General features: G+C 72.6%; 23 protein-coding genes. 12 read left to right on the forward strand and 11 right to left on the reverse strand.

What is annotated here, in order from left to right:
• Positions 1 to 48: 48 nt before the first annotated feature.
• Positions 49 to 3381 (reverse strand): BTAD domain-containing putative transcriptional regulator, encoded by a 3333-nt coding sequence (locus ABZV42_RS15235; RefSeq protein WP_356052161.1) that lies wholly within the window; start codon positions 3379 to 3381, stop codon positions 49 to 51.
• A 14-nt stretch (positions 3382 to 3395) separates the two neighbouring features.
• On the reverse strand, positions 3396 to 4001 hold the full coding sequence (locus ABZV42_RS15240) for a DUF6578 domain-containing protein (protein WP_356052162.1): 606 nt from the start codon (positions 3999 to 4001) through the stop codon (positions 3396 to 3398).
• Between the two features lie 114 nt (positions 4002 to 4115).
• Between ABZV42_RS15240 and ABZV42_RS15245 the strand changes: the two genes are divergently transcribed.
• The gene (locus ABZV42_RS15245; protein WP_355985172.1) at positions 4116 to 4913 is read left to right on the forward strand and encodes a site-2 protease family protein; all 798 of its coding nucleotides are present in this window, start codon (positions 4116 to 4118) and stop codon (positions 4911 to 4913) included.
• Positions 4914 to 5001: 88 nt separating this feature from the next.
• On the opposite strand, the gene ABZV42_RS15250 is transcribed toward ABZV42_RS15245, so the two are convergent.
• The 3 genes from ABZV42_RS15250 to ABZV42_RS15260 all read right to left on the reverse strand — a co-directional run bounded on the left by ABZV42_RS15250 (position 5002) and on the right by ABZV42_RS15260 (position 7135).
• Positions 5002 to 5163 (reverse strand): hypothetical protein, encoded by a 162-nt coding sequence (locus ABZV42_RS15250; protein WP_355985170.1) that lies wholly within the window; start codon positions 5161 to 5163, stop codon positions 5002 to 5004.
• Between the two features lie 54 nt (positions 5164 to 5217).
• The gene (gene npdG / locus ABZV42_RS15255) at positions 5218 to 5922 is read right to left on the reverse strand and encodes an NADPH-dependent F420 reductase (RefSeq protein ID WP_355985167.1); all 705 of its coding nucleotides are present in this window, start codon (positions 5920 to 5922) and stop codon (positions 5218 to 5220) included.
• Positions 5923 to 5989: 67 nt separating this feature from the next.
• On the reverse strand, positions 5990 to 7135 hold the full coding sequence (locus tag ABZV42_RS15260; protein ID WP_356052163.1) for a sialidase family protein: 1146 nt from the start codon (positions 7133 to 7135) through the stop codon (positions 5990 to 5992).
• A gap of 116 nt (positions 7136 to 7251) precedes the next feature.
• On the opposite strand from ABZV42_RS15260, the gene ABZV42_RS15265 reads away from it, so the two are divergent.
• Positions 7252 to 7854 (forward strand): hypothetical protein, encoded by a 603-nt coding sequence (locus ABZV42_RS15265; RefSeq protein WP_355985161.1) that lies wholly within the window; start codon positions 7252 to 7254, stop codon positions 7852 to 7854.
• Positions 7855 to 7888: 34 nt separating this feature from the next.
• On the opposite strand, the gene ABZV42_RS15270 is transcribed toward ABZV42_RS15265, so the two are convergent.
• The gene (locus ABZV42_RS15270) at positions 7889 to 8125 is read right to left on the reverse strand and encodes a hypothetical protein (RefSeq protein ID WP_355985158.1); all 237 of its coding nucleotides are present in this window, start codon (positions 8123 to 8125) and stop codon (positions 7889 to 7891) included.
• 58 nt (positions 8126 to 8183) lie between these two features.
• Between ABZV42_RS15270 and map the strand changes: the two genes are divergently transcribed.
• Entirely contained in the window at positions 8184 to 9041 is an 858-nt protein-coding gene (map, locus tag ABZV42_RS15275; protein ID WP_355985155.1) for a type I methionyl aminopeptidase, read from the forward strand.
• A 196-nt stretch (positions 9042 to 9237) separates the two neighbouring features.
• On the forward strand, positions 9238 to 9945 hold the full coding sequence (locus ABZV42_RS15280) for a biliverdin-producing heme oxygenase (protein WP_356052164.1): 708 nt from the start codon (positions 9238 to 9240) through the stop codon (positions 9943 to 9945).
• 298 nt (positions 9946 to 10243) lie between these two features.
• Here the strand turns inward: ABZV42_RS15280 and ABZV42_RS15285 are convergent, their stop codons facing one another.
• From ABZV42_RS15285 to ABZV42_RS15295, 3 genes are all read right to left on the reverse strand, one after another.
• Positions 10244 to 10888 (reverse strand): PhzF family phenazine biosynthesis protein, encoded by a 645-nt coding sequence (locus ABZV42_RS15285; protein ID WP_355985150.1) that lies wholly within the window; start codon positions 10886 to 10888, stop codon positions 10244 to 10246.
• 156 nt (positions 10889 to 11044) lie between these two features.
• Entirely contained in the window at positions 11045 to 12574 is a 1530-nt protein-coding gene (locus tag ABZV42_RS15290) for an HtaA domain-containing protein (protein ID WP_356052165.1), read from the reverse strand.
• A 144-nt stretch (positions 12575 to 12718) separates the two neighbouring features.
• On the reverse strand, positions 12719 to 14122 hold the full coding sequence (locus ABZV42_RS15295) for an HtaA domain-containing protein (RefSeq protein WP_356052166.1): 1404 nt from the start codon (positions 14120 to 14122) through the stop codon (positions 12719 to 12721).
• Positions 14123 to 14240: 118 nt separating this feature from the next.
• Here ABZV42_RS15295 and ABZV42_RS15300 point away from each other — a divergent pair, with 118 nt between their 5' ends.
• The 7 genes from ABZV42_RS15300 to ABZV42_RS15330 all read left to right on the forward strand — a co-directional run bounded on the left by ABZV42_RS15300 (position 14241) and on the right by ABZV42_RS15330 (position 21914).
• Positions 14241 to 15263, forward strand: a complete 1023-nt coding sequence (locus ABZV42_RS15300) for an ABC transporter substrate-binding protein (RefSeq protein WP_356052168.1) — start codon at positions 14241 to 14243, stop codon at positions 15261 to 15263.
• Complete coding sequence (locus ABZV42_RS15305) at positions 15260 to 16420, forward strand: iron ABC transporter permease (protein WP_355985142.1); 1161 nt, start codon at positions 15260 to 15262, stop codon at positions 16418 to 16420. Before ABZV42_RS15300 ends, ABZV42_RS15305 begins: the two co-directional genes overlap by 4 nt.
• Positions 16417 to 17403, forward strand: a complete 987-nt coding sequence (locus ABZV42_RS15310) for a heme ABC transporter ATP-binding protein (protein ID WP_356052171.1) — start codon at positions 16417 to 16419, stop codon at positions 17401 to 17403. Before ABZV42_RS15305 ends, ABZV42_RS15310 begins: the two co-directional genes overlap by 4 nt.
• 178 nt (positions 17404 to 17581) lie before the next feature.
• A complete protein-coding gene (gene efeO / locus ABZV42_RS15315; RefSeq protein ID WP_355985139.1) occupies positions 17582 to 18718 on the forward strand; it encodes an iron uptake system protein EfeO in 1137 nt (378 codons plus the stop codon).
• Between the two features lie 49 nt (positions 18719 to 18767).
• Positions 18768 to 20066, forward strand: a complete 1299-nt coding sequence (gene efeB, locus ABZV42_RS15320) for an iron uptake transporter deferrochelatase/peroxidase subunit (RefSeq protein ID WP_355985233.1) — start codon at positions 18768 to 18770, stop codon at positions 20064 to 20066.
• Positions 20067 to 20068: 2 nt separating this feature from the next.
• The gene (gene efeU / locus ABZV42_RS15325; protein ID WP_355985137.1) at positions 20069 to 20944 is read left to right on the forward strand and encodes an iron uptake transporter permease EfeU; all 876 of its coding nucleotides are present in this window, start codon (positions 20069 to 20071) and stop codon (positions 20942 to 20944) included.
• Positions 20901 to 21914 carry a hypothetical protein gene (locus ABZV42_RS15330; protein ID WP_356052173.1) on the forward strand — a complete coding sequence of 338 codons (1014 nt, stop codon included), beginning with the start codon at positions 20901 to 20903 and terminating at the stop codon, positions 21912 to 21914. The genes efeU and ABZV42_RS15330 overlap by 44 nt, the downstream gene beginning before the upstream one ends.
• 64 nt (positions 21915 to 21978) lie before the next feature.
• Here ABZV42_RS15330 and ABZV42_RS15335 read toward each other — a convergent pair whose 3' ends face one another.
• Entirely contained in the window at positions 21979 to 22713 is a 735-nt protein-coding gene (locus ABZV42_RS15335) for a bifunctional DNA primase/polymerase (RefSeq protein ID WP_355985133.1), read from the reverse strand.
• Positions 22714 to 23088: 375 nt separating this feature from the next.
• On the opposite strand from ABZV42_RS15335, the gene ddaH reads away from it, so the two are divergent.
• The gene (gene ddaH / locus ABZV42_RS15340) at positions 23089 to 23928 is read left to right on the forward strand and encodes a dimethylargininase (RefSeq protein WP_356052175.1); all 840 of its coding nucleotides are present in this window, start codon (positions 23089 to 23091) and stop codon (positions 23926 to 23928) included.
• Positions 23929 to 23974: 46 nt separating this feature from the next.
• Here the strand turns inward: ddaH and ABZV42_RS15345 are convergent, their stop codons facing one another.
• Positions 23975 to 24967, reverse strand: coding sequence for a small ribosomal subunit Rsm22 family protein (locus ABZV42_RS15345; RefSeq protein ID WP_355985129.1), 993 nt, complete (start codon positions 24965 to 24967; stop codon positions 23975 to 23977).
• Positions 24968 to 24970: the final 3 nt, after the last annotated feature.

Here is a 24970-nt window from a genome sequence, read left to right on the forward strand (position 1 = left end):
CCCGGCCCCGCTCACCGGGGCCGGGGCGCGCCGGTTCGCGTCCGCGCCTCAGATGAGGGCGGTGGCCTCCTCCAGGGAGAGGCCGCCGCCCTCCGCGTATGCCGCCTCGTACGCCGCGTCGCCGAGCAGGGCCCGCGCGCCCGTCTCGGCCTGCTCGCGCACCTCCACCTCCATGGGACCGGGGAAGTGCCCCGGCGGCAGCAGGCTGTCCGCGGCGCCGAGGAGCCGCGCCGCGTCCCCGGCCCGGCCGCCGCCGTCCAGACCGCCCAGAGCGATGGCTGCCGTGGTCAGATGCGCGGAGGGCATGTGCGGAGCGATCATCCGCGACAACTGGTCGCCGGACCGTTCCAGAGCCACGCGCACCTTGTCCAGGGCGCTTTCGCTCTGCCCGTCGATCGCGTCCAGCCAGGCTTCGACACCGAGCATGAACCCGTCGAACAGGACGAAGGAGCCGGCCCCGAAGTCCTGGCGGAGCAGCCGTATCTGGTCGCGCGCCTCGGCGGTCCGGCCCTTGCGGCCGAGCCAGATCGCGAGGAAGAGGTGGGCCGCCGGCACGGCCTCGTTGTGGGCGCCGTGCCCGGTCGCGAGGACTTCGCGGATCATCCGCTCGCCGCGCTCGGGTTCCCCCAGCTCCATGTACATACTGCCGAGCCGGACGTTGAGCACCGCCGTCTGGGCACGCGCGCCCAGCAGCTCGGCGTACTCCGCCGCCTCCGCGTAGTCCGCGGCGGCGGCCCGGAAGTCACCCTTGCGCTCATGGGCCTCGCCGCGCGCGGAGAGCGACTCGGCGGCGCCCCAGGCGTCACCGATGCGTCCGAAGAGTTCCAGCGCCTCGTCGGCGTCCACGGTGGCGTCGCCCGCCATGTCGGCCCGGTTGGCGAGGATGTTGGCGCGCATCTGGAGGGCGGTGGCCAGCTCCCAGTCGTAGCCGAGTTCGCGGCAGGTGCTCACCGTCTTGTTGATCACCTCGTTGAACCGCTCCATCGGGCCGGTGAGCAGGACGGCGTAGAACCAGAGGTAGCCGGGGGTGCGGCAGGTCTGCGGCATGCCGGGCTCGTAGGTCGCGCCGATGACGCGCAGCTTCTCCTGGGCCTCCGGGGTCTGCCAGGCGCCCATGTCCATGTCCATATAGGCGAGATGGACGAGGTGGACTCCTCGCCGGGCCTCTTCGAGGACCTCCTCGCGCATCGGCGGCGGGAAGTCCGTGCAGCGTTCGTACAGCGCGACGGCCGGCCGTACCGGCGGGGCGAAGGGGTCCGGGCCGAGGCCCATCACCTCCAGGGACCAGGCACGGGCGTCGACGCGCTGGTCGCGGATCTGCCAGTACCAGGTCAGCGAGAGGACCATGCACAGCGCCTCCTGCTCGTCGCGTCCGGTGACGGCGTGCCGCAGGGCGGTGCGCAGGTTCTCGTACTCGCGCTCGATGAGGTCGATCGCGGAGCGCTGCCGGGGTCCGCGCAGCAACGGGTCGGTGGTGCGGGCGAGTTCGCGGTAGTACGTGAGGTGGGCCCGCTCGGTGGCCTCGCGGGCGCCGGACTCGTCGAGGCGTTCGCCCGCGTACTCGGCGACGGTCTCCAGCAGGCGGTAGCGCATCTGGGTGTCCCCTTGGCCCGAAGGGGCCGCGACGACAAGGGACTTGTCGACGAGCGAGCCGAGGACGTCCAGCGCGGCCGGACCGCAGACGGCCTCGGCGGCGGCGAGGTCGCAGCCGCCCGCGAACACCGACAGCCGCCCCAGGGTGTCCCGTTCGGCCTCGTCGAGCAGGTCCCAGGACCAGTCGACGACGGCGCGCAGGGTCTGCTGCCGGGGCAGCACGGTGCGGCTGCCCGAGGTCAGCAGCCGGAAACGGTCGTCGAGCCGGTCGGCGATCTGGCGCGAGGTGAGCATCCGCAGCCGGGCGGCGGCGAGTTCGATGGCGAGCGGGAGGCCGTCGAGACGCCGGCAGATCTCCGCCGCCGCCTCGGGGTCGTCCTCGACGCGGAAGCCGGGCCGGGCGGCCGCTCCCCGGTCGGCGAGCAGCCGCAGCGCGACGGGCTCCGGCAGCGGGTCCACCGGGCGCAGCAACTCCCCAGGTACGCCGAGGGGTTCGCGACTGGTGGCGAGCACGGTCACACCGGGGCAGCGTTCCAGCAGTGCCTCGGCGAGATGCGCGGCGGCGTCGACGACGTGTTCGCAGTTGTCGAGGACGATCAGCATCCGGCGCTTGGCGCAGTGTTCGGTGAGCCGGGTGAGCGGGTCGTCGTGCCGGTCGGCCACGGCGCGCATCTCCTCGGCGCCGGCTCCGCGCAGTACGGTCTCGCGGGCACCGACGGCGGTCAGCACGGCCTCGGGCACGGCCTTCGGGTCGTCCACCGGGGCCAGTTCCGCCAGCCACACCCCGTCCCGCGGGGCGGGGGCCAGTGCCTCGGCCGCCTCCTGCGACAGCCGTGTCTTGCCCGCCCCGCCGGGCCCGAGCAGGGTCACGAGCCGTGCCGCCGCGAGATCCCCCCGGATGGCATCGATGTCTTTCTCCCGTCCCACGAAGGACGTGAGCCGGGCGCGGAGGTTGCCGGGTGCCGGGGGCGCGGGCCGGGTGCCCCCGGCCGCCGCGAGGCCGTTGTCGGCACCCGCGGAGCGGGGTTCCGGGCCTCGGACCCGAGCCCCGCCGCCCTCGGCCGGGCGAAGCAACTCCCCGTGCAGGGCACGCAGTTCGGCGCCCGGGTCGGAGCCCAGGCGATCGGCCAGCAGCCGTCGTACGTCCTCGTACGCGGCCAGGGCCTCCGCCGTACGGCCCGCGTCACGCAACGCGCGCAGACGCAGTGCCTGGAGGGGCTCGTCCAGGGGGTGGGCATCGCACAGGGCGGTCAGTTCGGGGAGGGCCGACTCGGCCTGGCCGAGGGCCAGGGCCGCGGTGAGACGGGCGCACCGCGCGTGCAGGCGGCGGGTCTCCCAGTGGGCCGCCTCGGCGGTGCGGTCGGGGAGGTCCGCGAGCGCGGGGCCGCTCCACAGGGCGAGGGCGTCGTCGAGGATGACGGCGGCCTTGGCGGGGTCCCCGTCGGCGACGGCTCGGGTACCTTCACCGGCGAGCCGCTCGAAGCGATGCAGGTCCACGTCGTCGGGCGCGGCCTCGAGCCGGTATCCGCCTTCCGCCGAGGCGACGGCATCCGCGCCGACGGCCCGGCGCAGCCGCCCGACCAGCGCCTGGAGCGCGCCGGGCGCGTCCGCGGGCGGGTCGCCGTCCCACACCTCGTCGACCAGGACGGCAGCGGAGACGGTCCGCCCTGGCCGCAGCGCGAGGACGGTCAGCAGGGCACGCAGCCGCGCCCCGCCGACCGGGACGGGCGTGCCGTCGGGGCGGAGTGCCTGGGTGGTGCCGAGGATGCGGTAGCGCACGGGGTCCATTGTCTCCGGTGACGTCAGGTGCGGGGGCCGGGTACGTCGAGTTCGGCGACGACTCCGGCGCAGCCCCTGCCGAACCATCTGGGGCAGCGGTCCACGGCCTCCAGCGACCGCGACGCGGGCGCCGGCACCAAGGCGTGCGGGCCGGGCCCGGTCACCGTGAGGTCCTGGTGCACCAGGTGGATACTACGGACCGTGCCGGTCGTCCCGGGCCACCGGGCGCCGTGCCGTTCGACGGTGAGCAGCCCGGTTCTGCCGGCCCGTCGGCCGGATCCCGTCCCGGCCCCGTCGCGGTCGTCGGCGCGACCTTGCCGACCCCCGCCTCTGCTCTTGTTCTTGCCCTTACCCCTGCCCCTGCCCTTGCCTTCGCTCTCGTCCCCGTCGCCGCCGGGCACAACCGCCGACAGGCCGTCGTCCGCGCGCAGCACCGGGATCACGGCACCGTCGTCGTGGACGTGCTCCACCGTCGCCGCGATCTCACTGAGCTCGCGCGACCAGCCGCCGCCCAGCACGTCGTCCGCGTCGCCGAGCAGCAGCGGCCAGTTCACCTCGTCCCCCACCGAGAAGGGGGTACCACAGCACTCCATCTGCCAGTCCGCGTAGAACACCCACCATCGCCCCATCCCCCCAGCCTCCCCGGAACCAATGGCCGATGGCGAGACGTTTTCGGCATGGGCCCGGTACGGTCGGGCAGGCCCAAGCACACAAACGTCGGCCCAGCCAGTCCAGGGAGCCCCATGACCACCGCCGCGACCCGCCGCAGCGACCGGAGGATCAGCCCTGTCTTCGTGGGCATCGTGGCCGTGACGGGGGTGACCGGCTGGGCGACGTGGACCGGCTTCGCCGAGCAGCCCGGCATGGCCGTGTTCCTCTTCGTGACGGCCGCCTGGGTCGTCTCGCTCTGCCTCCACGAGTACGCGCACGCCCGCACCGCGTTGCACAGCGGCGACATCTCGATCGGTGCCAAGGGCTATCTGACCCTGAACCCTCTGAAGTACACGCACGCCCTGCTGAGCATCGTGCTGCCGGTGCTGTTCGTGATCATGGGTGGGATCGGTCTGCCGGGTGGTGCGGTCTTCATCGAGCGGAGCCGTATCCACGGGCGCTGGAAGCACAGCCTGATCTCGGCGGCGGGCCCGCTGACGAACGTGCTGTTCGCCGTCGTGTGCACGGCGCCGTTCTGGCTGCACGCCCTGGACGGCGTCCCGGCCGCCTTCAGGTACGCGCTGGCGTTCCTCGCGCTGCTCCAGGTCACTGCCGCGATCCTGAACTTCCTGCCGGTCCCGGGCCTGGACGGCTACGGCGTGATCGAGCCCTGGCTGTCGTACGGCGTACGGCGTCAGGTCGAGCCCTTCGCGCCGTTCGGACTGCTCGCGGTGTTCGGTCTGCTGTGGATCCCCTCGGTGAACCGGGAGTTCTTCCACCTGATCGACACGCTCCTGGGCGGGCTGGGCATCGACGGCCGGGACACCGACTGCGGACAGTGGCTCTACCGCTTCTGGGAAGCGAACAGCGACATCTGCCTCAAGTCCTGACCGGGCGGGGACGGGGCCCGGCGTTCCGGCCGGCCCCCGGGCCACCGGCCGCCGGCTGCGTTCCGGCCCCTGGGCGCCTGCCCGCCCGCTACGCCCGGCCCCGCCGCGCGTAGTACCAGGTCATGTTCGACGACAGGCCCGCGAGCAGTACCCACACGATGCCCAGCCAGCTGCCCTGGACGAACGAGACGACGGCCGCGGCCACGGACAGGACACAGACGACGAGGGCGTAGAGGGCGAGGCGGGGCATGGGGTCGGCTCCTGTCGGGGGGACACTGCTTTCGACCAGTGTCCCCCACGCCGCCTATACGTCCGTCACCCGCAGGCCGGCGTGTGCCTTGTAGCGGCGGTTCACCGAGATCAGGTTGGCGACCAGTGCCTCGACCTGGTGGGCGTTGCGCAGCCGGCCGGAGAAGACGCCCCGCATACCGGGGATGCGGCCCGCGAGGGCCTGGACGATCTCGACGTCGGCCCGCTCCTCGCCGAGGACCATCACGTCGGTGTCGATCTCCTCGATCTCCGGGTCCGCGAGGAGCACGGCGGAGAGGTGGTGGAAGGCCGCGGTGACCCGGGAATCGGGCAGCAGGGCGGCGGCCTGTTCGGCGGCGCTGCCCTCCTCGGGCTTCAGCGCGTAGGCGCCCTGCTTGTCGAAGCCGAGCGGGTTGACGCAGTCGACGACGAGCTTCCCGGTCAGTTCCTCGCGCAGCGATTCGAGCGTCTTGCCGTGGCCCTCCCACGGTACGGCGACGATCACGATGTCACTGCGCCGCGCGGTCTCCGCGTTGTCGGCGCCCTCCACACCGTTGCCGAGTTCCTCGGCCGCGCTGTGCGCGCGGTCGGCGGCACGGGAGCCGATGATCACCTTCTGTCCCGCCCTGGCGAGACGGTAGGCGAGGCCCTTGCCCTGCGGACCGGTGCCGCCGAGCACGCCGACGACGAGCCCGGACACGTCGGGCAGGTCCCAGGGATCCTTGGCGGGGGCCTTCTGTGCACTGTCAGTAGAGGTCATGGGCCGACTGTACGTGCGCGGGTCGTGGCGGGCGCCCGAGGCGGCCGGGCACCCGGGGTGAGGACGGTCACCCGAGCGCGGCCACCGGGACGCGCCGGAAGGTGATCGTCTCGTACGCGCCGAAGTCGCCCGTCTCGTAGAGGAGTCCGACGGTCGTGGTGTCGACGCGTACGAGATCGGAGTACGCGGCGGGCAGTCCGTCGACGGTGTGCGCGGAGCGCCAGGTGGTGCCGCCGTCGGCCGAGGCACGGACCGTCATCAGGGCGCGGAAGTCCGGGTCCGCGGGTCCGGAGAACAGCAGGAGGTCCGGGTCGCGGAGCTGGAGCAGGCTGCCCTGGACGACCGGTGTGACCAGGCCGGCCTGCGGGCGGAACGGCTTGACCAGGGTCCTGCCGCCGTCGAGGGAGTGGGCGTCGGCGCGGTTGCCGGGCGACGGGGAGTCGTTGCGGGTGTTGAAGTAGACGCGGCCGTCGGGGAGTTCGGCGGCGGTGGTCTCGTTCACGTTGACGTAGCCGTTGGTGTTCTCGTCGAGGTAGCCGAGGTACCAGGTCGTGCCGCGGTCGTCGCTGAGCAGACAGTGGCCGCTGTTGTACTTCGCCTCGGTGCCGTTGTCGGTGCCGGTGGGCGGCACGGTGTGGTTGCCGGGGACCACCACCCGGCCGGAGCCGAGCTGGAGGGCGTGCCCCGGTGTCGTGGCGTACCAGCGCCAGCCCGCCTTCTTGACCTGTGCGGTGATCTCCTTGGGAGCCGCCCAGGTGAGTCCGTCGTCGTCGCTGTGCTGCACCCATACGCGGCGCCCGTCGGCCGCCTTCACCCTGCCGCGCAGCAGGGCGTCCTCGGAGGCTCCGGCGGCGCTGCGGACGTGGACGAGCAGGACGCGGCCGGTGTCGAGGGTGACGGGGGCGGGGTTGCCCGCGAGGTTGGTCCCGTTCTTCGCCACCGCCCGGAGCGGGCCCCAGGTCCGGCCGCCGTCCGTGGACCGTTTGAGCACGATGTCGATGTGCCCGTGGTCGTTCGCGGAGCCGACCCGGCCCTCGCAGAAGGCCAGCAGTGTGCCGGCGCGGGTGGCGACGACGGCGGGGATCCGGAAGCTGGCGTAGCCCTCGCGCCCGGCACGGAAGGGAACGCTCACCCCCGCGTCCGTTCCAGCGCCCGTCCCGGCGCCCGTCGTCCCGTCCGTGCCGGTGCCGGTCGCTGCGCTCGACTGTGTCATGGCCGGGCTCCCTGCCGCGTTCGCTCGTGGGGTCGGTGGTGCGGACTTCTGCCCAACTTGGGCGAATTCGTGGTGAACTCCGGGTCACGAGTGGCTCGTTGCGGCAGGATGCGGCCATGGATGCCGTACGGGTCGCATTGCTGCGCGAAGTGCTTGCCGGGACCGAATGGCTGGGTGCGACACGGCGGTTCGGGGGAACGCTGCGGGGGTCCGTGGTGTCGCACGGCGGCGGGTTGCTGCTGGTCGGTTCCGAGGCGTACGAGCCCTGGCACCTCGCGGCACACCTCGTGGACGAGGCCGCCTGGTCGGGCACGCCGGAGCTGTCGCCGACGCTGGTGCGGCACGGGGCGCGGGAGTCGGATCCGGTTCACCTGGCGGTGGGCCTCGGCCGGATCGAGGCGGCCAGGCGCGGGGAGACCCTGCTCGTGGTGGCGCCGGAAGCGCCCGGGGACGCGCTGCTGGAGCGGGTGCACGACGCCCGGCGGGCGGGGGCGACGGTACTGGCCCTGTCCCGCGGGGAGGGCGAGCTGCCGGCGCTGGCCCACGAGTCGCTCGCGGTGCCGCCGGACCCCGAGCTGGACCTGGACACCGTGCAGCATCTGGTCAGCGCGGCGGCCGGGGAGAACGCGCTGCCCTCACCCCGGGGCCGCCACCGCTTCCGCGACCGCCTCTCCCGCCTCGCGGACCGGCTGACGGCCCCGCCGTCGTACCGGTGGTAGCGAGTGCGGCCCGCGCCGTGCCCCGCCCGGCGTCTCAGTCGTCCTCGGTGCCCGGCGCCTTGCCCGACGCGTCGTGCCACTTCGGGTCCGTCTCCCATTCGAGGTTCCGCTCCCGCGCGAGATCCATCGCGTGCGTGGCCTCCTCACGGGTGGCGTACGGGCCGAAGCGGTCCTTGCCGGGACAGTCGGGGCCCTCCTCGACCTTCTTGTGCTCCAGGCAGTAGTACCACTCGCCCGGCTTACCGACCGTCCGCTTCTTGAACAGGGCCATCACCAGCTCCTTTCGCCAGGGACATGTTCCCCCATGCCCGCTGGTTAGACTCGCTGCCATGTCTGGCCAGTCGCTGCTCGTACCAGGGGAGCTTTCTCCCACCCGTCCCGTGCCGGGAAACATCCGGCGTCCCGAGTACGTCGGAAAGCCCGCCCCCACGCCGTACACCGGACCGGAGGTGCAGACGCCCGAGACCATCGAGGCGATGCGGATCGCCGGGCGGATCGCCGCTCGGGCGATGGCCGAGGCCGCGAAGCTCATCGCGCCGGGCGTGACGACGGACGAGCTGGACCGGGTGGCGCACGCGTACATGTGCGACCACGGCGCCTATCCGTCGACCCTCGGCTACCGCGGCTTCCCCAAGTCGCTGTGCACCTCGGTCAACGAGGTCATCTGCCACGGCATCCCCGACTCCACGGTGCTGCGCGACGGCGACATCGTGAACCTCGACGTGACGGCGTACATCGGCGGCGTGCACGGCGACAACAACGCGACCTACCTGGTCGGCGACGTCGACGAGGAGTCGAGGCTCCTCGTGGAGCGGACCCGCGAGTCGCTCGAGCGCGCGATCAAGGCGGTCAGGCCGGGACGCCAGATCAACATCATCGGGCGCGTGATCGAGTCGTACGCCAAGCGCTTCGGGTACGGGGTGGTCCGTGACTTCACCGGGCACGGGATCAACTCCTCGTTCCACTCCGGGCTGATCGTCCCGCACTACGACAACCCGCACGCGACCACCCTGATCCAGCCCGGGATGACCTTCACCATCGAGCCCATGCTCACGCTCGGCACCCACGACTACGACATGTGGGACGACGGGTGGACCGTCGTGACGAAGGACCGCAAGCGCACGGCCCAGTTCGAGCACACCCTCGTCGTCACCGGGAGCGGCGCGGAGATCCTCACCCTGCCGTAGCCGCCGGGAGTCCGCGCACCCATCGAACCCGCCCTGTCCACAGGGCGGGTTCTCTCATGTGGACGCGGACGGTGATCGGGGTACGGTTTTACCGACAGGGCGTCGGGAAGACTATTGACTTAGGTAAGCCTAACCATAGAAGATTCGACTGATCCAGCAACGGCCAGCACCCTTCCCCACCGGCTCCGGAGGCCTCATGAACGCGTCGGACACGTCGAGCACGACGAGCGGCACGCCGGGCACCACCGGCCCGGCGGTCGTCCCCTTCTCGACGCTCATCCGCACCGCGTCGCACGAACAGCACACCGAGGCGGAGACCTCGACGTTCATGAGCGACCTGCTCGGCGGCCGGCTCGGCGTCGAGGCGTACGCGCGCTACACCGAGCAGCTGTGGTTCGTGTACGAGGCGCTGGAGGCGGAGACCGGACGGCTGGCCGCCGATCCGGTGGCCGGGCCGTTCCTGCGGCCCGAGCTGCTGCGCCGCACCGCGCTGGAGCGCGACCTCACCCATCTCCGCGGCCCCGACTGGCGTGCCACGCTCACCGCGCTGCCCGCGACCCGCGCGTACGCGGACCGGGTCTCGGAGTGCGCCCGCGAGTGGCCGGGAGGCTATGTCGCCCACCACTACACGCGCTATCTGGGCGACCTCTCCGGCGGCCAGATCATCCGCGGCAGGGCGGAGCAGACCTGGGGCTTCAGCCGCAAGGGCGACGGCGTCCGCTTCTACGTCTTCGAGGACGTCTCCAACCCGGCCGCGTTCAAGCGGAGCTATCGCGAACTGCTGGACGGGGTCCGGGCCGACGATCTGGAGAAGCAGCGGATCGTGGCGGAGTGCAAGCGGGCGTTCGCCCTGAACACCGGGGTGTTCAGGGCTCTCGGCCAGGAGTTCCCGCTGACCGCGTGACGGTTCGCCCCGGGCGCGGGGTCAGTACCGGGCCCCGGCCGCCGGAGTGCTCCCGGCCGTGTCCCCCGCATGCCCCCGGGGAGGGACCAGCCCGGTCCGCGCCTCTGCGGGCCGGTGGGGGCCGGTCGCGCAGTTCCCCGCGCCCCTGAGGGGCGCGGACTCGGCGTTCGACGCGGACTGTGCCCCCAGGGGCGTGGGTCCTGCGTTCGACGCGGACCGTGCGCTGAGGGGCGTGGGCCCTGCGTTCTACGCGGACCGTGCCCTAAGTGGCGTGGGCCCGGCGCCGGTCGGTGCTGCTTCAGCGTTCCAGGCGGACCCGGCCGCCCATCTCGACCCAGTCGCCCGGCTGCGGCGCGGTGAGGATCTGCGAACCGAGGCCCTGGGTGATGTTGAGGGCCCGGCCGAGCTGCTGGGTCAGCAGCAGCGCCGCCGCCCCGGTGGCCTCGTCCTCCTCGATGCCGTCGTTGCGGCCGGGGAAGGCGCGGGCCCGCACCCGGCCGGCGGCCTCGTCCTCCCAGGCCCAGGCGTAGATCCACTCCCCCGACGGCGGCACGGCCAGCGCTTCGACCTCGGCCGCGGTCCCGTGCCGCCGGAGCGTCCTCGGCGGCGCCCACTCGGCGCGCGCCTCGATCCAGCTGAACTCGCCGTCGAGCCGGACTCCCACCACACCGGCGGGCGTGACCAGTTCGGGCACGTCGAGCAGCCAGCCCACCCCGACGCACGGGTGTCCCGCGAACGGCAGCCGCAGTGACGGGGTGTAGATGTCGATGACCCCGCGCTCGGGGTCGTCGACGAACACGGTCTCGCTGAAGCCGAGCTTCGCGGCGAACTCCTGCCGCTCCGCGCGGTCCGGCATCACCGAACCCTCGCGCACGACACCGAGCTCATTGCCATACCCGCCGCCCGGTCCACAGAAGACCCGCAGCACGTCGTAGTCAGTCACTCCGGCATTCAAACATTCATCCGCCCGATCGGTGACCCGCACGACCGGACCGGCCGCCTCCGAATGCTCCCTGAACATCGGGAACGGTGTCGGAGGCGGGCGGTCCGGGTCGGCGGGGCCGGTCCGGAACTCGTCCGGTCCGACGGATCAGGCGGATCAGGCGGTACGCCGCCTGCGCATCGCGACCACCACGCCCGCGCCCGCCGCGACGGTCACCGCGGCAGCGGCTCCGAGCGCGCTGGCCGGCACCTGCGACCCGGTGGAGGCCAGCGCACCGCTCACACCGCCCGTCGTGGACCCGGCCGTCCCCACACCACCCGTGGTGCCGGCCGGCGTACCGGAGCCGTCGGAGCCCGAGCCGGAACCGGAGCCGGAGTCCGACCCTCCGTTCCCGTCCGGCAGTTGGGCGTCGTCGCTCAGCGCCAGCGACAGGCCGGCCGGGTCGAGCTCGGCGCCCTCGGCGTAGAAGCCCCCGAACGCCTCCGCGCCGGCCTTGGTCAGCTTGGCGGTCACCCCGTCGAGAGTGATCACGTCGTCCCGGGCCGTCAGGCCGGCGGTGTTCGTGCTCAGGTCCGCGAGAACGACGTCGTCGGAGGTCTTGCCGAGGCTGTCGACGTCGGCGGTCAGCTCGCCGGAGCCGCCGTCGAGCTCCACCCCGAGATCGCTGAGGGTGAGGTCGAGTCCGTAACTGCCTTTCTCCTCATGGCCCTTGAAGTTCACCGCGCCCTTGAAGGAGGCCGAGAGGGTGTCGGCGTCGGTGTCATAGGTGCCGGTGGCGTCCACGAAGGTGAAGGCGCCGTTGCCGCCGGCCTGCGTGGCGCCGCCGGACACGGTGATCCTCCCCTGGGCGGCGCCGTCCACGACGTACGTACGGAAGGACTGCTTCACCCCCCAGCCGAGCGTGCCGTCCGCGATCTCGCCACGCGCGGGAGCCCCGGAGGCCGGCGCCGAGACGCTCGGACTCGCGCTCTGCGAAGCCTCGTCCGAGGGCGACGTGGACGACGAGGGCGAGGACGAGGTGGAGGGCGAGGTGGAGGCGGACGGGGACGCGGAATCCGTCGCGGTCGACGTCGGGGTCGCGGTCGCTGTCGGAGTCGCGGTCGGGCTCGACGTGGGTGACGGCGTCTGCGTCGAGCCCGGCTTCTGCGTCACGGTGAGCGGGTCGCCCGCCGCGCCCTCGTAGCTCGCGCTGCCGAGGACGGCCGCCGCCTCCTTCGTCAGTCTGGTCTCCATGTCCGTCATCGTGCGGGTCACGGTGACCTCGGCGAGCGGGACGTCGTCCTGGGTCGTGCCGCCGCTCGTGACGTCGGCGGTTATCTCCGCCGCCGCACTGTCGAACCGCACGTCGGACAGGGTGAGATCGAAGCCGTGGGGCTTGGAGGCGATCCTCAGGCTGCCGGCGAAGCCGAGCCGTACGGCGTGGGTGCCGGAGTCGTACGTCCCGGCGCCGTCGGTGAACGTGAACGCGCCGTTTCCGGCCGCCTGCGCCGCCCCGTCGGCCGGGGTGAAGGAGCCGGCCGCCATCCCGGTCACGTACGAGCGGTAGGACTGCTTGATGCCCCAGGTCAACTCGTAGTCCTTGAGCGGGGCTTCGGCGGCCGACGCACTGGTCACGGCGAGGGCGCCCGCTCCCAGGGCGACCGCGACGGCGGCGGCGAGTGCGAGAGGGCGGCGATGGGCGGCCATGGTCGTGGGTCTCCTCGGGATGAGTGTCCTGCGCCGGGGCGGAGGGATGGGTGGAGTACGACGGAATGAAGCGGGTCGGGGTGAGGGTGAACGGAGTGAGGGCAGGGTGACGGGCCCGGGGCGACGGGGGGTACGGGGGCCGGGTCAGTCGGTGGGTGCACGGCGCCTGCGGACCAGGCCGAAGACGGCCGCCGCCGTGAGCAGTGCGCCCACGGCGAGGCCGATCGACAGGACCGGCCAGCGACCGGGGCCGTCGCTCGCGGTGTTCTCGGTCCGCGGCGCGGTGGCGGTCTTCGCCTCGGCGGTCCGCGAGGCCCGGGGCGTGGGTGAAAGGGAAGCGGAGTCGCCCAGATCGGGCAGGGCCGGGAGCCGCGCTTCGTCCGTGAGGGCGATGGAGAGGGTCAGGGGGTCCATCTCCGTCCCGGCCCGGTACATCCCGCCGAACGCCTTGACCGCTCGCGCAGTCAACCTGGCCGGTGTCTCGGCGAGTTGGAGCAGTCCGCCCTTCGGCTTCATGCCCTTGGCCGCGAAGGTCACGAGCGGGACCCCCTTCCCGGTGAGGTCCGGGCTCGCCACGTCGGCGTAGAGCGTGCCTTCGCCGTCCTCGACGGTGACCCGCACTCCGCTCAGCCGGAGATCGAGTCCATGACGTCCGGTGAAGCGCAGCTTCCCGTCGAAGGAGGCCTTCAGGGCGTGCGCCTCGCTGTCGTACGTGCCCTCGCCCGCGGGGAAGCGGAAGAGCGCGCCGCCGTCCCGGGCTCCGGCGGTCAGCGTCCATCTCCCGTCGGCGACGGCCCCGGTGACGTACTCGCGAAAGGTGCGGCGCACGCCCCAGTCGACGGCTCCGTCCTCGATCGAACCCGAAGTCACCTTCTTCGCAGTGGACTTGGACGGCCGGACGGTGGGTGTCTTCGACGGTCCGGCCGGGGCCCGCACATCCGCCTCCAGGCTCACCGGGTCGAGTGCGGTGCCCGCCTTGTAGTAGCCGGCGAAGGACCTGGCGCCCTGTGAAGTGAGCGCGGCGGGAACGTTGTCGAGCCGGACGGCGGTGCCGCCGCCCCTCATGTCGATGCCGCCGAGGGAGAGGCGGGCGAAGGGCACCCCGGTGGACGTCGTGACCGTCCCGGTGCCCCGCGCCCTGCTGGTGATGTCGGCGTAGAGGGTGCCGCGGCCGCCGGAGATGCGGACGGTGGGGCGGCTGATCGTGAGGTCGAGCTCGTAGCCGCCGTCGGTCTCGCGGTGCCCGAGGAAGCGGACTCCGCCGGAGTAGGCGGCGGTGAAGGCGCCCGTGCCGCCGTCGTAGGAGCCGGTGGCGGAGTGGAAGCGGAACCGGCTCGCGCCGACCGTGGCCGCGCCTCCGGTGAGGGAGTAACTCCCCTTCGCGATGGGCCCGGTGACATAGCTCTGGAAGGACGACTTGATGCCCCAGTCGAGTCGGCCGCCCCGCACGGCGCGGCTCTGTGCGTGTGCGGCCGTGGCGGTGAGCAGAGCCCCCAGCACGGCCACGCAGACCACGGCGGCCGCCAGGGCCCTCGAACGCGCGGTCATGGGTGTCCTCCGGATTCCGGGGTCCGGAGAACCCCTGGCGACTTAGGTAAGGCTAACCTAAACTATCGACCGGATGTGCTGAAAGAGGACCGAGAGGAACAACGGGACAGTGCAACGCTTGCGCACACGACTGGCGGGGGCGCTGCTGTCAGCGCTCGCCCTCACCCTCGCCCTGACCGGATGCGGGGGCTCCGGACCCGCGCCGACTGCGGCCACCACCGGAACGGCCGGAACGAACGGCTCGGCCGGCTCGGACGGTTCCGACCGCGTCGAGCCGCTGGCGTCCCCCGGAACACCTCGACTCCCGGTCACGGTCCGCTCGTTCGGCGGAAAGCGGACGACCGTCGAGAAGGCCGGCCGGATCGTCCCCCTGTCCGGCGGCCTCAGCGAGATCGTCTTCACGCTCGGGCTCGGCGACCGGGTCGTCGCCCGCGACATCACCGCCACCTTCGACCAGGCGAGGAAACTGCCGGTCGTCACCCGCAACCACGACGTCTCCGCCGAGAGCGTGCTCTCCCTGCGCCCCGACCTCGTCCTCGCCGAGACGACGACCGGGCCGGACGAGGCCGTGCGGCAGATCCGTGACGCCGGTGTCCCCGTCCTGGTCGTCGCCCCGGCGCACGGCCTCACCGACGTGGGCCCGCGCATCCGGGCCGTGGCCGACGCGCTCGGCGTACCGGCGGCCGGGAAGCGGCTGGCACAGCGGTCGCAGGACCGGATCGCCGCCGTGCGCAAGGCGATTCCGCCCCACGCGGACCACCCGCGCGTCGCCTTCCTCTACCTCCGCGGCTCCGCCTCCGTGTATCTCATCGGCGGCCGCGGCTCGGACGCGACCTCGCTGCTGGAGGCGGCCGGGGCGGTCGACGCGGGCGCCGAGTCGGGTCTCGGCAAGGACTTCACCGCCATCACCACCGAGGCCCTCGTCCGGGCCGCGCCCGACGCGATCCTCGTGATGTCCAAGGGACTCGAGTCCGTCGGCGGAACGGACGGGCTCGTCGAAATCCCGGGGGTGGCGCAGACCCCGGCGGGCATGAAGCGCCGGGTGGTGTCCGTCGAGGACGGGGTGCTCCTCAGCTACGGGCCGCGCACGGACCAGGTACTGCGGTCGCTGGTGCGGCAGTTGTACGGCGCCGCCCGATGACCGCCCTCGACCGACCGGCGCCCGAAGCCACCCCGGGACCGACCGCCGAGGCGGCCTGCCGGCCGATCGCGGAAGGGGCCGCGGAACCGGTCGCCGACGAGAACTCTGTCCCCCTTTCCAGGAAGCGGACACGCGGTGCCCCCTGGCTTCTGACCGCCGGGCTGGTCGTCGCGCTGCTCGTCCTCGTCCCCGTGGCCGCCGGGCTCGGCGCGTACCCGATCCCCACCGGGGACGTACTCGCCTCCGTCGCGCACCGGGCCGGACTCGGCGGCACCGCGCTGGAGCGGATCCCGGAGTCGGTCCTGTGGGACGTGCGCTTCCCGCGGATCGTCCTCGCGCTGCTCATCGGAGCCTCGCTCGGCTGCGCGGGCGCCCTCATGCAGGGCGTGTTCGGCAATCCGCTGGCCGAACCCGGGGTCATCGGTGTCTCCTCCGGCGCGGCGGTCGGCGCGGTCGCCGCCATCGCGCTCGGTCTGGACTTCCTCGGCACCTTCACGGTCCCGGCCGTCGCCTTCGTCACGGGTCTGGCCACGGTCCTGCTCGTCTACGCGATGTCACGCTCGGGCGGCCGGACCGAGGTCGTCACGCTGATCCTCACCGGGATCGCGCTGAACGCCTTCACCGGCGCCCTGATCGGACTGTCCCTGTTCCTCGCGGACTCCGCCGCCGTCAGCCAGATCACCTTCTGGCAGCTCGGCTCGCTGGCCCAGGCGACCTGGCCGAAGGTCCTCGCGGTCCTGCCGTGCGCCGCGATCGGCCTGTCGCTCGCACCCCTGTACGCCCGCCGGCTCGACCTGCTGGCCCTCGGCGAACGGCCGGCCCGGCACCTGGGCGTCGACGTCGAACGGCTGCGGCTGATCCTCGTCCTGGTCATCGCCCTGCTCACGGCGGCGGCGGTCAGCGTCTCCGGGGTCATCGGCTTCATCGGACTCGTCGTACCGCATCTGCTGCGCATGGCGGCCGGGCCCGGACACCGCTTCCTGATCCCGGGCAGCGCGCTCGGCGGCGCCGCCGTGCTGCTCGCGGCCGACCTCGCCGCCCGGACGGTCGCACAGCCCGCCGAGCTCCCTCTCGGCGTCCTCACCGCCCTGCTGGGCAGCCCGTTCTTCCTCTGGCTGCTGCGCAGGACCCGCCGCAAGCAAGGAGGCTGGGCATGACATCCACCGGAGACGGCACCGGGCGCACGCCCCCGAACCCGCCGCGCACGGCCGCGGGCCCTCGGCTCGCGCGTACCGCCCGGGTGCCGGGACTTCCGCGCCTGGCCGGAGCGCTACGGCTCACGCGTACCGCCGGGGTGACGCGGCTCGCGCGCACGGCGCGGCCCGTACCGCCGTCCGCGCCCGCTCCCGGCGACGTACTCGCCGAGACCGAGGGCCTCCAAATCCGGCTCGGCGGCCGGGAGGTGCTGCGCGGTGTCGACCTCGCGGCCCGGGCGGGCAAGGTGCTCGCGCTGGTCGGGCCCAACGGCGCCGGAAAGTCGACCCTCCTGGCCGCGCTGGCGGCCGATCTGCATCCGTCCGAAGGAGTCGTACGTCTTCACGGGCGCCCCGCCCGTGACTGGTCCGCGGCCGAACTCGCCCTGCGCCGGGCCGTGCTCCCCCAGTCGGCGACGCTCTCCTTCCCGTTCACCGTGGAGGAGGTCGTGCGCATGGGGCGGGCGCCATGGGCCCACATCGAGCGGGACGACGACGCGGCGGTCGGCGCGGCCATGGCGGCCACCGAGGTGACCGCGTTCGCGGCCCGCCCGTTCGGGGCGCTGAGCGGCGGGGAGCGGGCGCGGGTGGCACTCGCCCGCGTGCTCGCGCAGCGTGCTCCGCTGCTGTTGCTCGACGAGCCGACGGCCGCACTCGACCTGAGACACCAGGAGTTGGTGCTGCGGGCGTGCCGGGAAAGGGCGCACGCCGGTGACGCGGTGGTCGTGGTGCTGCACGATCTGGGTCTGGCGGCGGCCTACGCGCACCGGGTCGCGATCCTGTGCGCCGGTCGTGTCGCGGCCCACGGCCGGCCGGCGGAGGTTTTCACCGGCGGGCTGCTGACCGAGGTCTACCGGCAGCCGGTCGAGGTGTTCCCGCACCCCAGGACCGGAGCCGCGCTCATCACCCCGAAACGCGGCGAGACTCACCCCTTGACCTTCCCTTGACCTTTCCATGGGGTGTGTTTTGAGTCGCCGTGATCAAGCCGTTCCTGGGGGGCTCCTGTGAGAGGTGAATCACCGCACGGGTGGGTATCAGTGAGGCAAGCCTCAGATAAGTTAGGCCAGCCTCACCATGCCGAACGGGCCCCGCCGTGCGGCTTGTCCGACTTCTCTTGGAGCCTGCATGCGAGCCGTTCGACTGTCCGTAGTCACCGCTGCCGCCACCGCGGCCGCTCTGGCCGCCGTCACGGGTTGCACCCAGAAGAGCGACGCGAAGAACGGCGACGCGATCCAGGTGACGGCCGCCGACTCCAAGTGCGACACCTCGACCAGGACCGTGCCGGCCGGCCACGTCACCCTGAAGATCGAGAACAAGGGGTCCCAGGCGACCGAGGTCGAGATCGTCTTCCCCGACGACCGCATCGTCTCCGAGAAGGAGAACATCGGCCCCGGCACCAAGTACACGCTGACCGCCGAGGTGAAGGCCGGCTCGTACGAGATCGCCTGCCGCCCGGGGATGAAGGGCCACGGCATCCGCCAGAAGCTCACCGTGACCGGCGGCAAGGTCGCCAAGCGCGACCCGCGCCTCGACAAGGCCGTCGCCGACTACCGCGCGTGGGCGCAGTCGGAGGCCGACACCACGATCCCGAAGGTGAAGACGTTCGCCGACGCGATCAAGGCCGGCGACCTCGAAGCCGCCAAGAAGGCGTACGCCCCCTCGCGTGTGGGCTGGGAGAGCACCGAGCCGATCGCCGAGTCCTTCGGTGACATCGACCCCAAGACGGACACCCGCGCCGACGGCCTGGAGAAGGGCCAGAAGTGGACCGGCTGGCACGCGCTGGAGAAGGCCCTCTGGGCGGACAAGAAGATCGGCGCCGAGCAGAAGACCCTCGCCGACCAGCTCGTCACCGACCTGACCGACTGGCAGAAGCGCATCGGCAAGGCCGAGATCACCCCGACCTCCATGGCCAACGGTGCCAAGGAGCTGCTCGACGAGGTCGCCACCGGCAAGGTCACCGGCGAGGAGGACCGCTACTCGCACACCGACCTCAGTGACTTCAAGGGCAACGTGGACGGCGCGCAGAAGGCGTACGAGCTGCTCAAGCCGGTGGCCGCGGAGAACGACGCGGCGCTGACGGCCGAGCTCGACAAGCAGTTCGCCGCGCTGAACAAGCTGCTCGACAAGTACCGGACGGACAAGACCTCGGACGGCTTCGTCTCGTACGACAAGGTCGGCAAGGCCGACCGCAAGGAGCTCTCGGACGCGGTCAACGCGCTCGCCGAGCCCCTGTCCAAGCTCGCCGCCGCCGTCGTGAAGTAGGAGCAACGCCATGACGGACCACTCGGACAGCACGGAATCCCAGGACAGCATGAACAGCACCGAGGGCACGGACGCCACGCAGGCCCCCGAGTCCACCCGCAACGGCTCAACGCCGACCCGGCGTTCGCTGATCGGCTGGGGTGGTGCCGGGCTCGCGCTCGGTGCCGCCGCGGCCGGCGGTGCCGTCGCGATGACCCGCGTCGGCAACGACGTCGATCCGGCCGGCGCCGACACCGGCGCAGCCGTGCCCTTCCACGGCGCCCACCAGGCCGGCATCGCGACAGCGGTGCAGGACCGGCTGCACTTCGCCGCGTTCGACGTGAAGACGGAGGACCGCGCCGAGTTCGTCCAGCTCCTCAAGGACTGGACGCAGGCCGCCGCCCGGATGACCGCCGGGCACACGGTCGGTGAGGGCGCGTACGGCGGTCTGGCCGAGGCCCCGCCGGACGACACCGGTGAGGCGCTGGGGCTCAAGCCCTCCCGGCTGACGCTGACGATCGGCTTCGGTCCGTCGCTGTTCGAGAAGTTCGGTCTGGCGGACCGGCGCCCGGAGGCGCTCGTCGACCTGCCCGAGTTCCCGGGCGACAACCTGGACAGGGCCCGCAGCAACGGCGACCTGTGCGTCCAGGCCTGCGCGGACGACCCGCAGGTCGCGGTGCACGCCATCCGTAACCTGGCGCGTATCGGCTTCGGCAAGGTCGCCATCCGCTGGTCGCAGCTCGGCTTCGGCAAGACGTCGTCGACGACTCCGGACGCGCAGACCCCGCGCAACCTGATGGGCTTCAAGGACGGCACCCGCAACATCGCGGGCACCGAGACCGACCGCCTGCGGAAGTTCGTGTGGGCCGAGGAGAGCGACGGCGGCAAGAACTCGGCCTGGATGACCGGTGGTTCGTACCTCGTCGCGCGGCGCATCCGGATGAACATCGAGACCTGGGACCGCACTTCGCTCCAGGAGCAGGAGGACGTCTTCGGCCGCGACAAGGGCGAGGGTGCCCCCGTCGGCAGGGCCAAGGAGCACGACAAGCCGTTCCTGAAGGCGATGAAGCCCGACGCGCACGTCCGGCTCGCGCACCCCGACTCCAACGGCGGGATCACGATCCTGCGCCGCGGCTACTCCTTCACGGACGGCACGGACGGTCTCGGCCGCCTGGAGGCGGGCCTGTTCTTCCTCGCCTACCAGCGGGACGTGCGCAAGGGGTTCATTCCGCTCCAGCGCAGCCTGTCGCGTACCGACGCGCTCAACGAGTACATCCAGCACGTGAGTTCGGCGGTCTTCGCCGTCCCGCCCGGCGTCCGGGACAAGGACGACTGGTGGGGCCGGACGCTGTTCTCCAAGGAGGCGTAGCCGTGTTCAGCAACTACCTGATCGGTCTCCGCGAGGGCCTCGAAGCCAGCCTCGTCGTCTGCATCCTCATCGCCTACCTGGTGAAGACGGGTCGCAGGGACGCGCTGAAGCCGATCTGGATCGGCATCGCCGTCGCCATCACCGTGGCCCTCGGTTTCGGCTGCGCCCTCGAATTCGGCTCCCAGGAGATGACGTTCCAGGCGCAGGAGGCGCTCGGCGGTTCGCTGTCGATCCTCGCCGTGGGCCTGGTGACCTGGATGGTCTTCTGGATGCGGCGCACGGCCCGGCACCTGAAGTCCGAACTGCACGGCAAACTGGACGCGGCCCTCGCCATGGGAACGGGCGCGCTGGTCGCGACCGCGTTCCTGGCCGTCGGCCGGGAGGGCCTGGAGACGGCCCTGTTCGTGTGGGCGTCGGTGCACGCGGCCAGCGACGGCACCCCCCGCCCGCTGATCGGCGTGGCGCTCGGCCTGGCCACCGCGGTCCTCCTCGGCTGGCTGTTCTACCGCGGCGCGCTGAAGATCAACCTCGCCAAGTTCTTCACCTGGACCGGCGGCATGCTGGTCGTCGTCGCCGCGGGCGTGCTCGCGTACGGCGTCCACGACCTCCAGGAGGCCGACTTCGTCCCCGGCCTGACGCACCTCGCCTTCGACATCAGCAACACGATCGACCCGACGAGCTGGTACGGCACCCTGCTGAAGGGCGTCTTCAACTTCCAGCCCGACCCGACCGTCCTTCAGGTCACGGTGTGGGCCCTGTACTTGGTGCCGACGCTCACGATCTTCTTCGCCCCGGTAGGGTTCGCCTCCGGGAAGAAGAAGGTGAAGGCACCTGATGAGCAGGGATCGCACGGGTCGCAGCCCTCGAAGGCCTCGTAGCCCCGGCCGTCTCGCCCTGGCGGCGACGGCGGTGAGCGCGCTGTGGGCGACGGCGAGCGGCTGCGTGGTGGTGCACGGCGAGCGGGAGGTCGTGCCGGCCACGACCCGCGCCGACGCCGCCCGCGCGCTGGCGGACTTCACCGCCGCGTACAACAAGGCGGACGCGACGTACGACCGTTCGAAGGACGCGGACCGGGTGACCGGTCCGCTCGCGGACATCGACGGCGCCAGGCTGAAGGCCGGCCACCTCGGCGCACCGGGCGGGAATCCCGCGCATTCGGCGCTGACCTTCGACGACGCCCGGTTCTCCATCCCGGCGAAGGCGGGCTGGCCGCGCTGGTTCGTGGCCGACGCGACCGCCAACAAGGGCGTACCGGGCAGCCGCTGGCTGCTCGTCTTCACCCGGGACAACGCCCGCCAGCTGTGGCAGGCCTCGTATCTGACGGTCCTCGGCGCCGGTGACGTACCGAAGTTCGCGACGGACGGCGGCGGCTGGGCCCAGCCCGTCGCCGCCGACGACACGGCGCTCGCGATCGAGCCGCGAAGGCTCGGCCGGTCCTACGCTTCCTATCTCCAGTCCGGCGGCGACACCTTCGCCGCGGGCGTCCACACCTCGCAGTGGCGGGCCCAGCGCGAGAAGTTCGCCAGCCGGCCCGGCCTCGCCCGGCAGTACATCGACCAGCCACTGACCTCGACCGGGTACGCGCCCGTGGGCCTGCGCACGGCGGACGGCGGGGCGCTGGTCTTCTTCGCCACGCAACGCTTCGAGAAGGAGACCGCCGCCGCGGGCACCGAGATCCCCGCCCCCGGCACGGACGTGCGGGCGCTGACGAGGGGCGAGATCAACCAGTCCCTGACCCTGGAGTTCGTCTCCAACCAGGTCGTCCTCGATCCGCCGAGGGGCTCGGGCCGCGGACAGGTGTCCGTCCTCGGACGGGTCGAGGGGCTGACGGGCGCCAAGGGCGAGTAACCCGGCGCGCCTTTGCCCCGGAAGGCCGTCGACCCCGGGGCGGGCCGTAACCCCGGGCGGGTCCTCAGCCCCGGTGCGGCCAGGCGGCGAGCTGCTCCGCGCCGTTCTCCCCGGCGTAACGGGCGCATTCGTCGGTCAGGGTCTCCAGGAGCGTGAGCGGGTCCGGCAGCGTGTGCTCGGGGCCGCGCACCCAGTCGACGCTCAGACCGCCGGGCAGCTGGGCCGGCGGCACGAGGACGTACGAGCCCCGGCAGTGCCAGCGGAAGCCGGGGTGTTCGTCCATCGTCTCGGGGTGGCAGTCCAGCTCGCAGGGCCACCACTCGTCCTCGTCCTCGGGCGTACCGCGGGTGAGGGTGAAGAAGAGCATGCGGCCGTCGCCGGTCTCCGCCACGGGCCCGACCTCGATGTCGGCGGCCAGCAGCCGCTCCAGCGCCGCGCGCCCGGCGTCCAGCGGCACGTCGAGGACGTCGTGCGTCATGCCGGTCGCGGTGATGAAGTTCGCCTTCGGCTGGTGCCGGGCCCAGCGCTCGATCTGCGCGCTGTCGGTCGTCGACTGCGTCTGCCAGGCGAAGGAGACGGGGTGGCGCGCCGGGGTGGGACAGCCGACACGGTCACAGGAACAGCGGTAGCCGGAGGGGTACGCGGCCTGCGCGAGCGGCAGCCCCGCGGCGGCGGCGGCGAGCAGCAGGGCCTCGCGCGTGCCGGCGGATGTCTCCGTCGGGGCTTTGGGCCGGCGTCCGCGCAGCCACTGGGAGATCCTGCCCCGCGCGCCGGAGCGGCGGCCGAACTCTGCGCTCATCTATCGCCTCGCCTCGCCGTAGTGCACTCGTTCCTTGCCCCATGGTCCCACCATCCTGCGCTCCGGGTGGCCGGAGCCGACAACCGGGGTAGGTGGGGCGATGCGCCCGCCAGGCCCCGATCAGGTGTTATTGCATGATTTGAGGCGATTTCATAGATGCCCGACGAGTGCGGGATCACGGAGCCGGATCACGGAGTCGGATCACGGGGCGGGGTCACGAGGCCGGATCCGTGTGCGGGATCACGACGCCGGACGTGTCGGCACGCGCGTCCGTGCAGTCGTACGGGACCACGGCCGCGCGCCGATCCGGCGCCGGGGCCGGGCGCACCGCACCATGAGCATCAACTGCCCCTGCGGTTGCGTAAGGAGTCTTCCTTGCATGCTCCTCGCTGCGCCACGCCCCGGCGCTACCTCATGTGCGCCCCGGTGCACTTCGACGTCACGTACGCGATCAATCCGTGGATGAACCCCGCAAAGCCGGTCGACGTGCCGCTCGCCCTCGCCCAGTGGGAGGACCTGCGCGACCGCTACCGCTCCCTCGGCCACTCGGTGGAGGAACTCGCCCCCCGTCCGGGCCTGCCGGACATGGTCTTCGCGGCCAACGGCGCGACCGTCGTGGACGGCCGGGTGCTGGGCGCCCGGTTCGCCTACCCGCAGCGTGAACCCGAGGCGCAGGCGCATGTGGAGTGGTTCCGCGCCCGCGGGTTCGGGCCGGTCCGCGAACCGGAGCACGTCAACGAGGGAGAGGGCGACTTCGTCGTCACGGGGTCGTACCTGCTCGCGGGCCGGGGCTTCCGGGCGAGCCCGCTCTCGCACGGGGAGGCGCAGGAGTTCTTCGGCCGCCCGGTGATCGGCCTGGACCTGGTCGACCCGCGCTACTACCACCTGGACACCGCCCTCGCCGTCCTCGACGACGGCACGGACGAGATCATGTACTACCCGCCCGCGTTCTCGCCCGGCAGCCGCGAGGCCCTGCGCCGGCTGTTCCCCGACGCGCTGACGGCCACGGCGGAGGACGCCGCCGCGCTGGGCCTGAACGCGGTCTCGGACGGTTTGCACGTGCTGCTGCCGCAGGAGGCGGCGGGCCTGTTCGACCCGCTCAGGGACCGCGGCTTCGTTCCCGTCGGCATCGACCTCGGCGAGCTGCTCAAGGGCGGCGGCAGCGTGAAGTGCTGCACCCAGGAACTGCGGGGCCTGCCCGGGGCCCGGGGGTGACCGTGCCCGGGCCCGGGGATGACCGTGCCCGGGACGCGAGGGTGACTCAGAGGGTGTCCTCCGGCGGCCAGGCGTCGCCCCACTCGGCGTCGCGGGCCGCCCTGTACAGCGGTCCGTGGCGCTTGGTCACCGTCTCCCGGCGCAGTGCCTCGTCCGGCTCGCACAGGTCGAGCAGCACCTGCCCCTTGCGGATCTGCGGCTTGCGCACGACGCGCGAGGGCGCCGGGTCGGGCGGGAAGCGGGTCGCGGCGACGTAGCTGAACTTCTCGTCCTCGTACGGCAGGGAGCCGCCCTTGACCTGGCGGTGCAGGGAGGAGCGGGCGACCCGGGCCGAGAAGTGGCACCAGTCCTGCCCGGGGACGACGGGACAGGCCGCGCTGTGCGGGCAGGGAGCCGCGACCTGGAAGCCGGCGCCGATCAGGCGCTCGCGGGCGGCCAGCACGCGGGTGTAGCCGTCGGGGGTGCCGGGCTCGATGATCACGACGGCCCGGGCGGCACGGGCGGCGGCGTCCACGACCGAGCCGCGGTCTTCCTCGGTGAGCTCGCCGAGGACGTACGACACCGTGACGAGATCAGTGCTCTCGATGGTGAGCGCCGCTCCGATACGAGAGCGCTGCCACGTCGCGCCTTCCAGCTCCGGGTTGGCGGCGGCGATCTCACGGCCGAGCGCGAGGGCCGGCTCGGCCCAGTCGAGCACGGTCACCGGGCGGGCACCCGCCCAGGTCGCGTTCACCGCCCAGGTGGCCGCGCCGGTGCCGCCGCCGACATCCACATGGCTCCCCGGCACCCAGCCGGGCACCGCGTCCGCGAACGCCTCCAGCGCCGAGCACACCGCCTCGAACGTCGCGGGCATCCGGTACGCGGCGTACGCGGCCACGTCCGAGCGGTCCCGCAGGATCGGGGTGTGGGTCGGGGTGGTCCCCCGGTAGTTCACGATCAGCCGCTCGACCGCCTGCGCGGCGGCCTTCGGCGGCAGACCGTCGAGAAGTCCGGCGAGGGCGCTGCGCAGGGTGTCGGTGGTTGGTACGGGGGCGTTCACGGC

This window comes from Streptomyces sp. NPDC005281, from assembly GCF_040607495.1.
Lineage (GTDB): Bacteria > Actinomycetota > Actinomycetes > Streptomycetales > Streptomycetaceae > Streptomyces.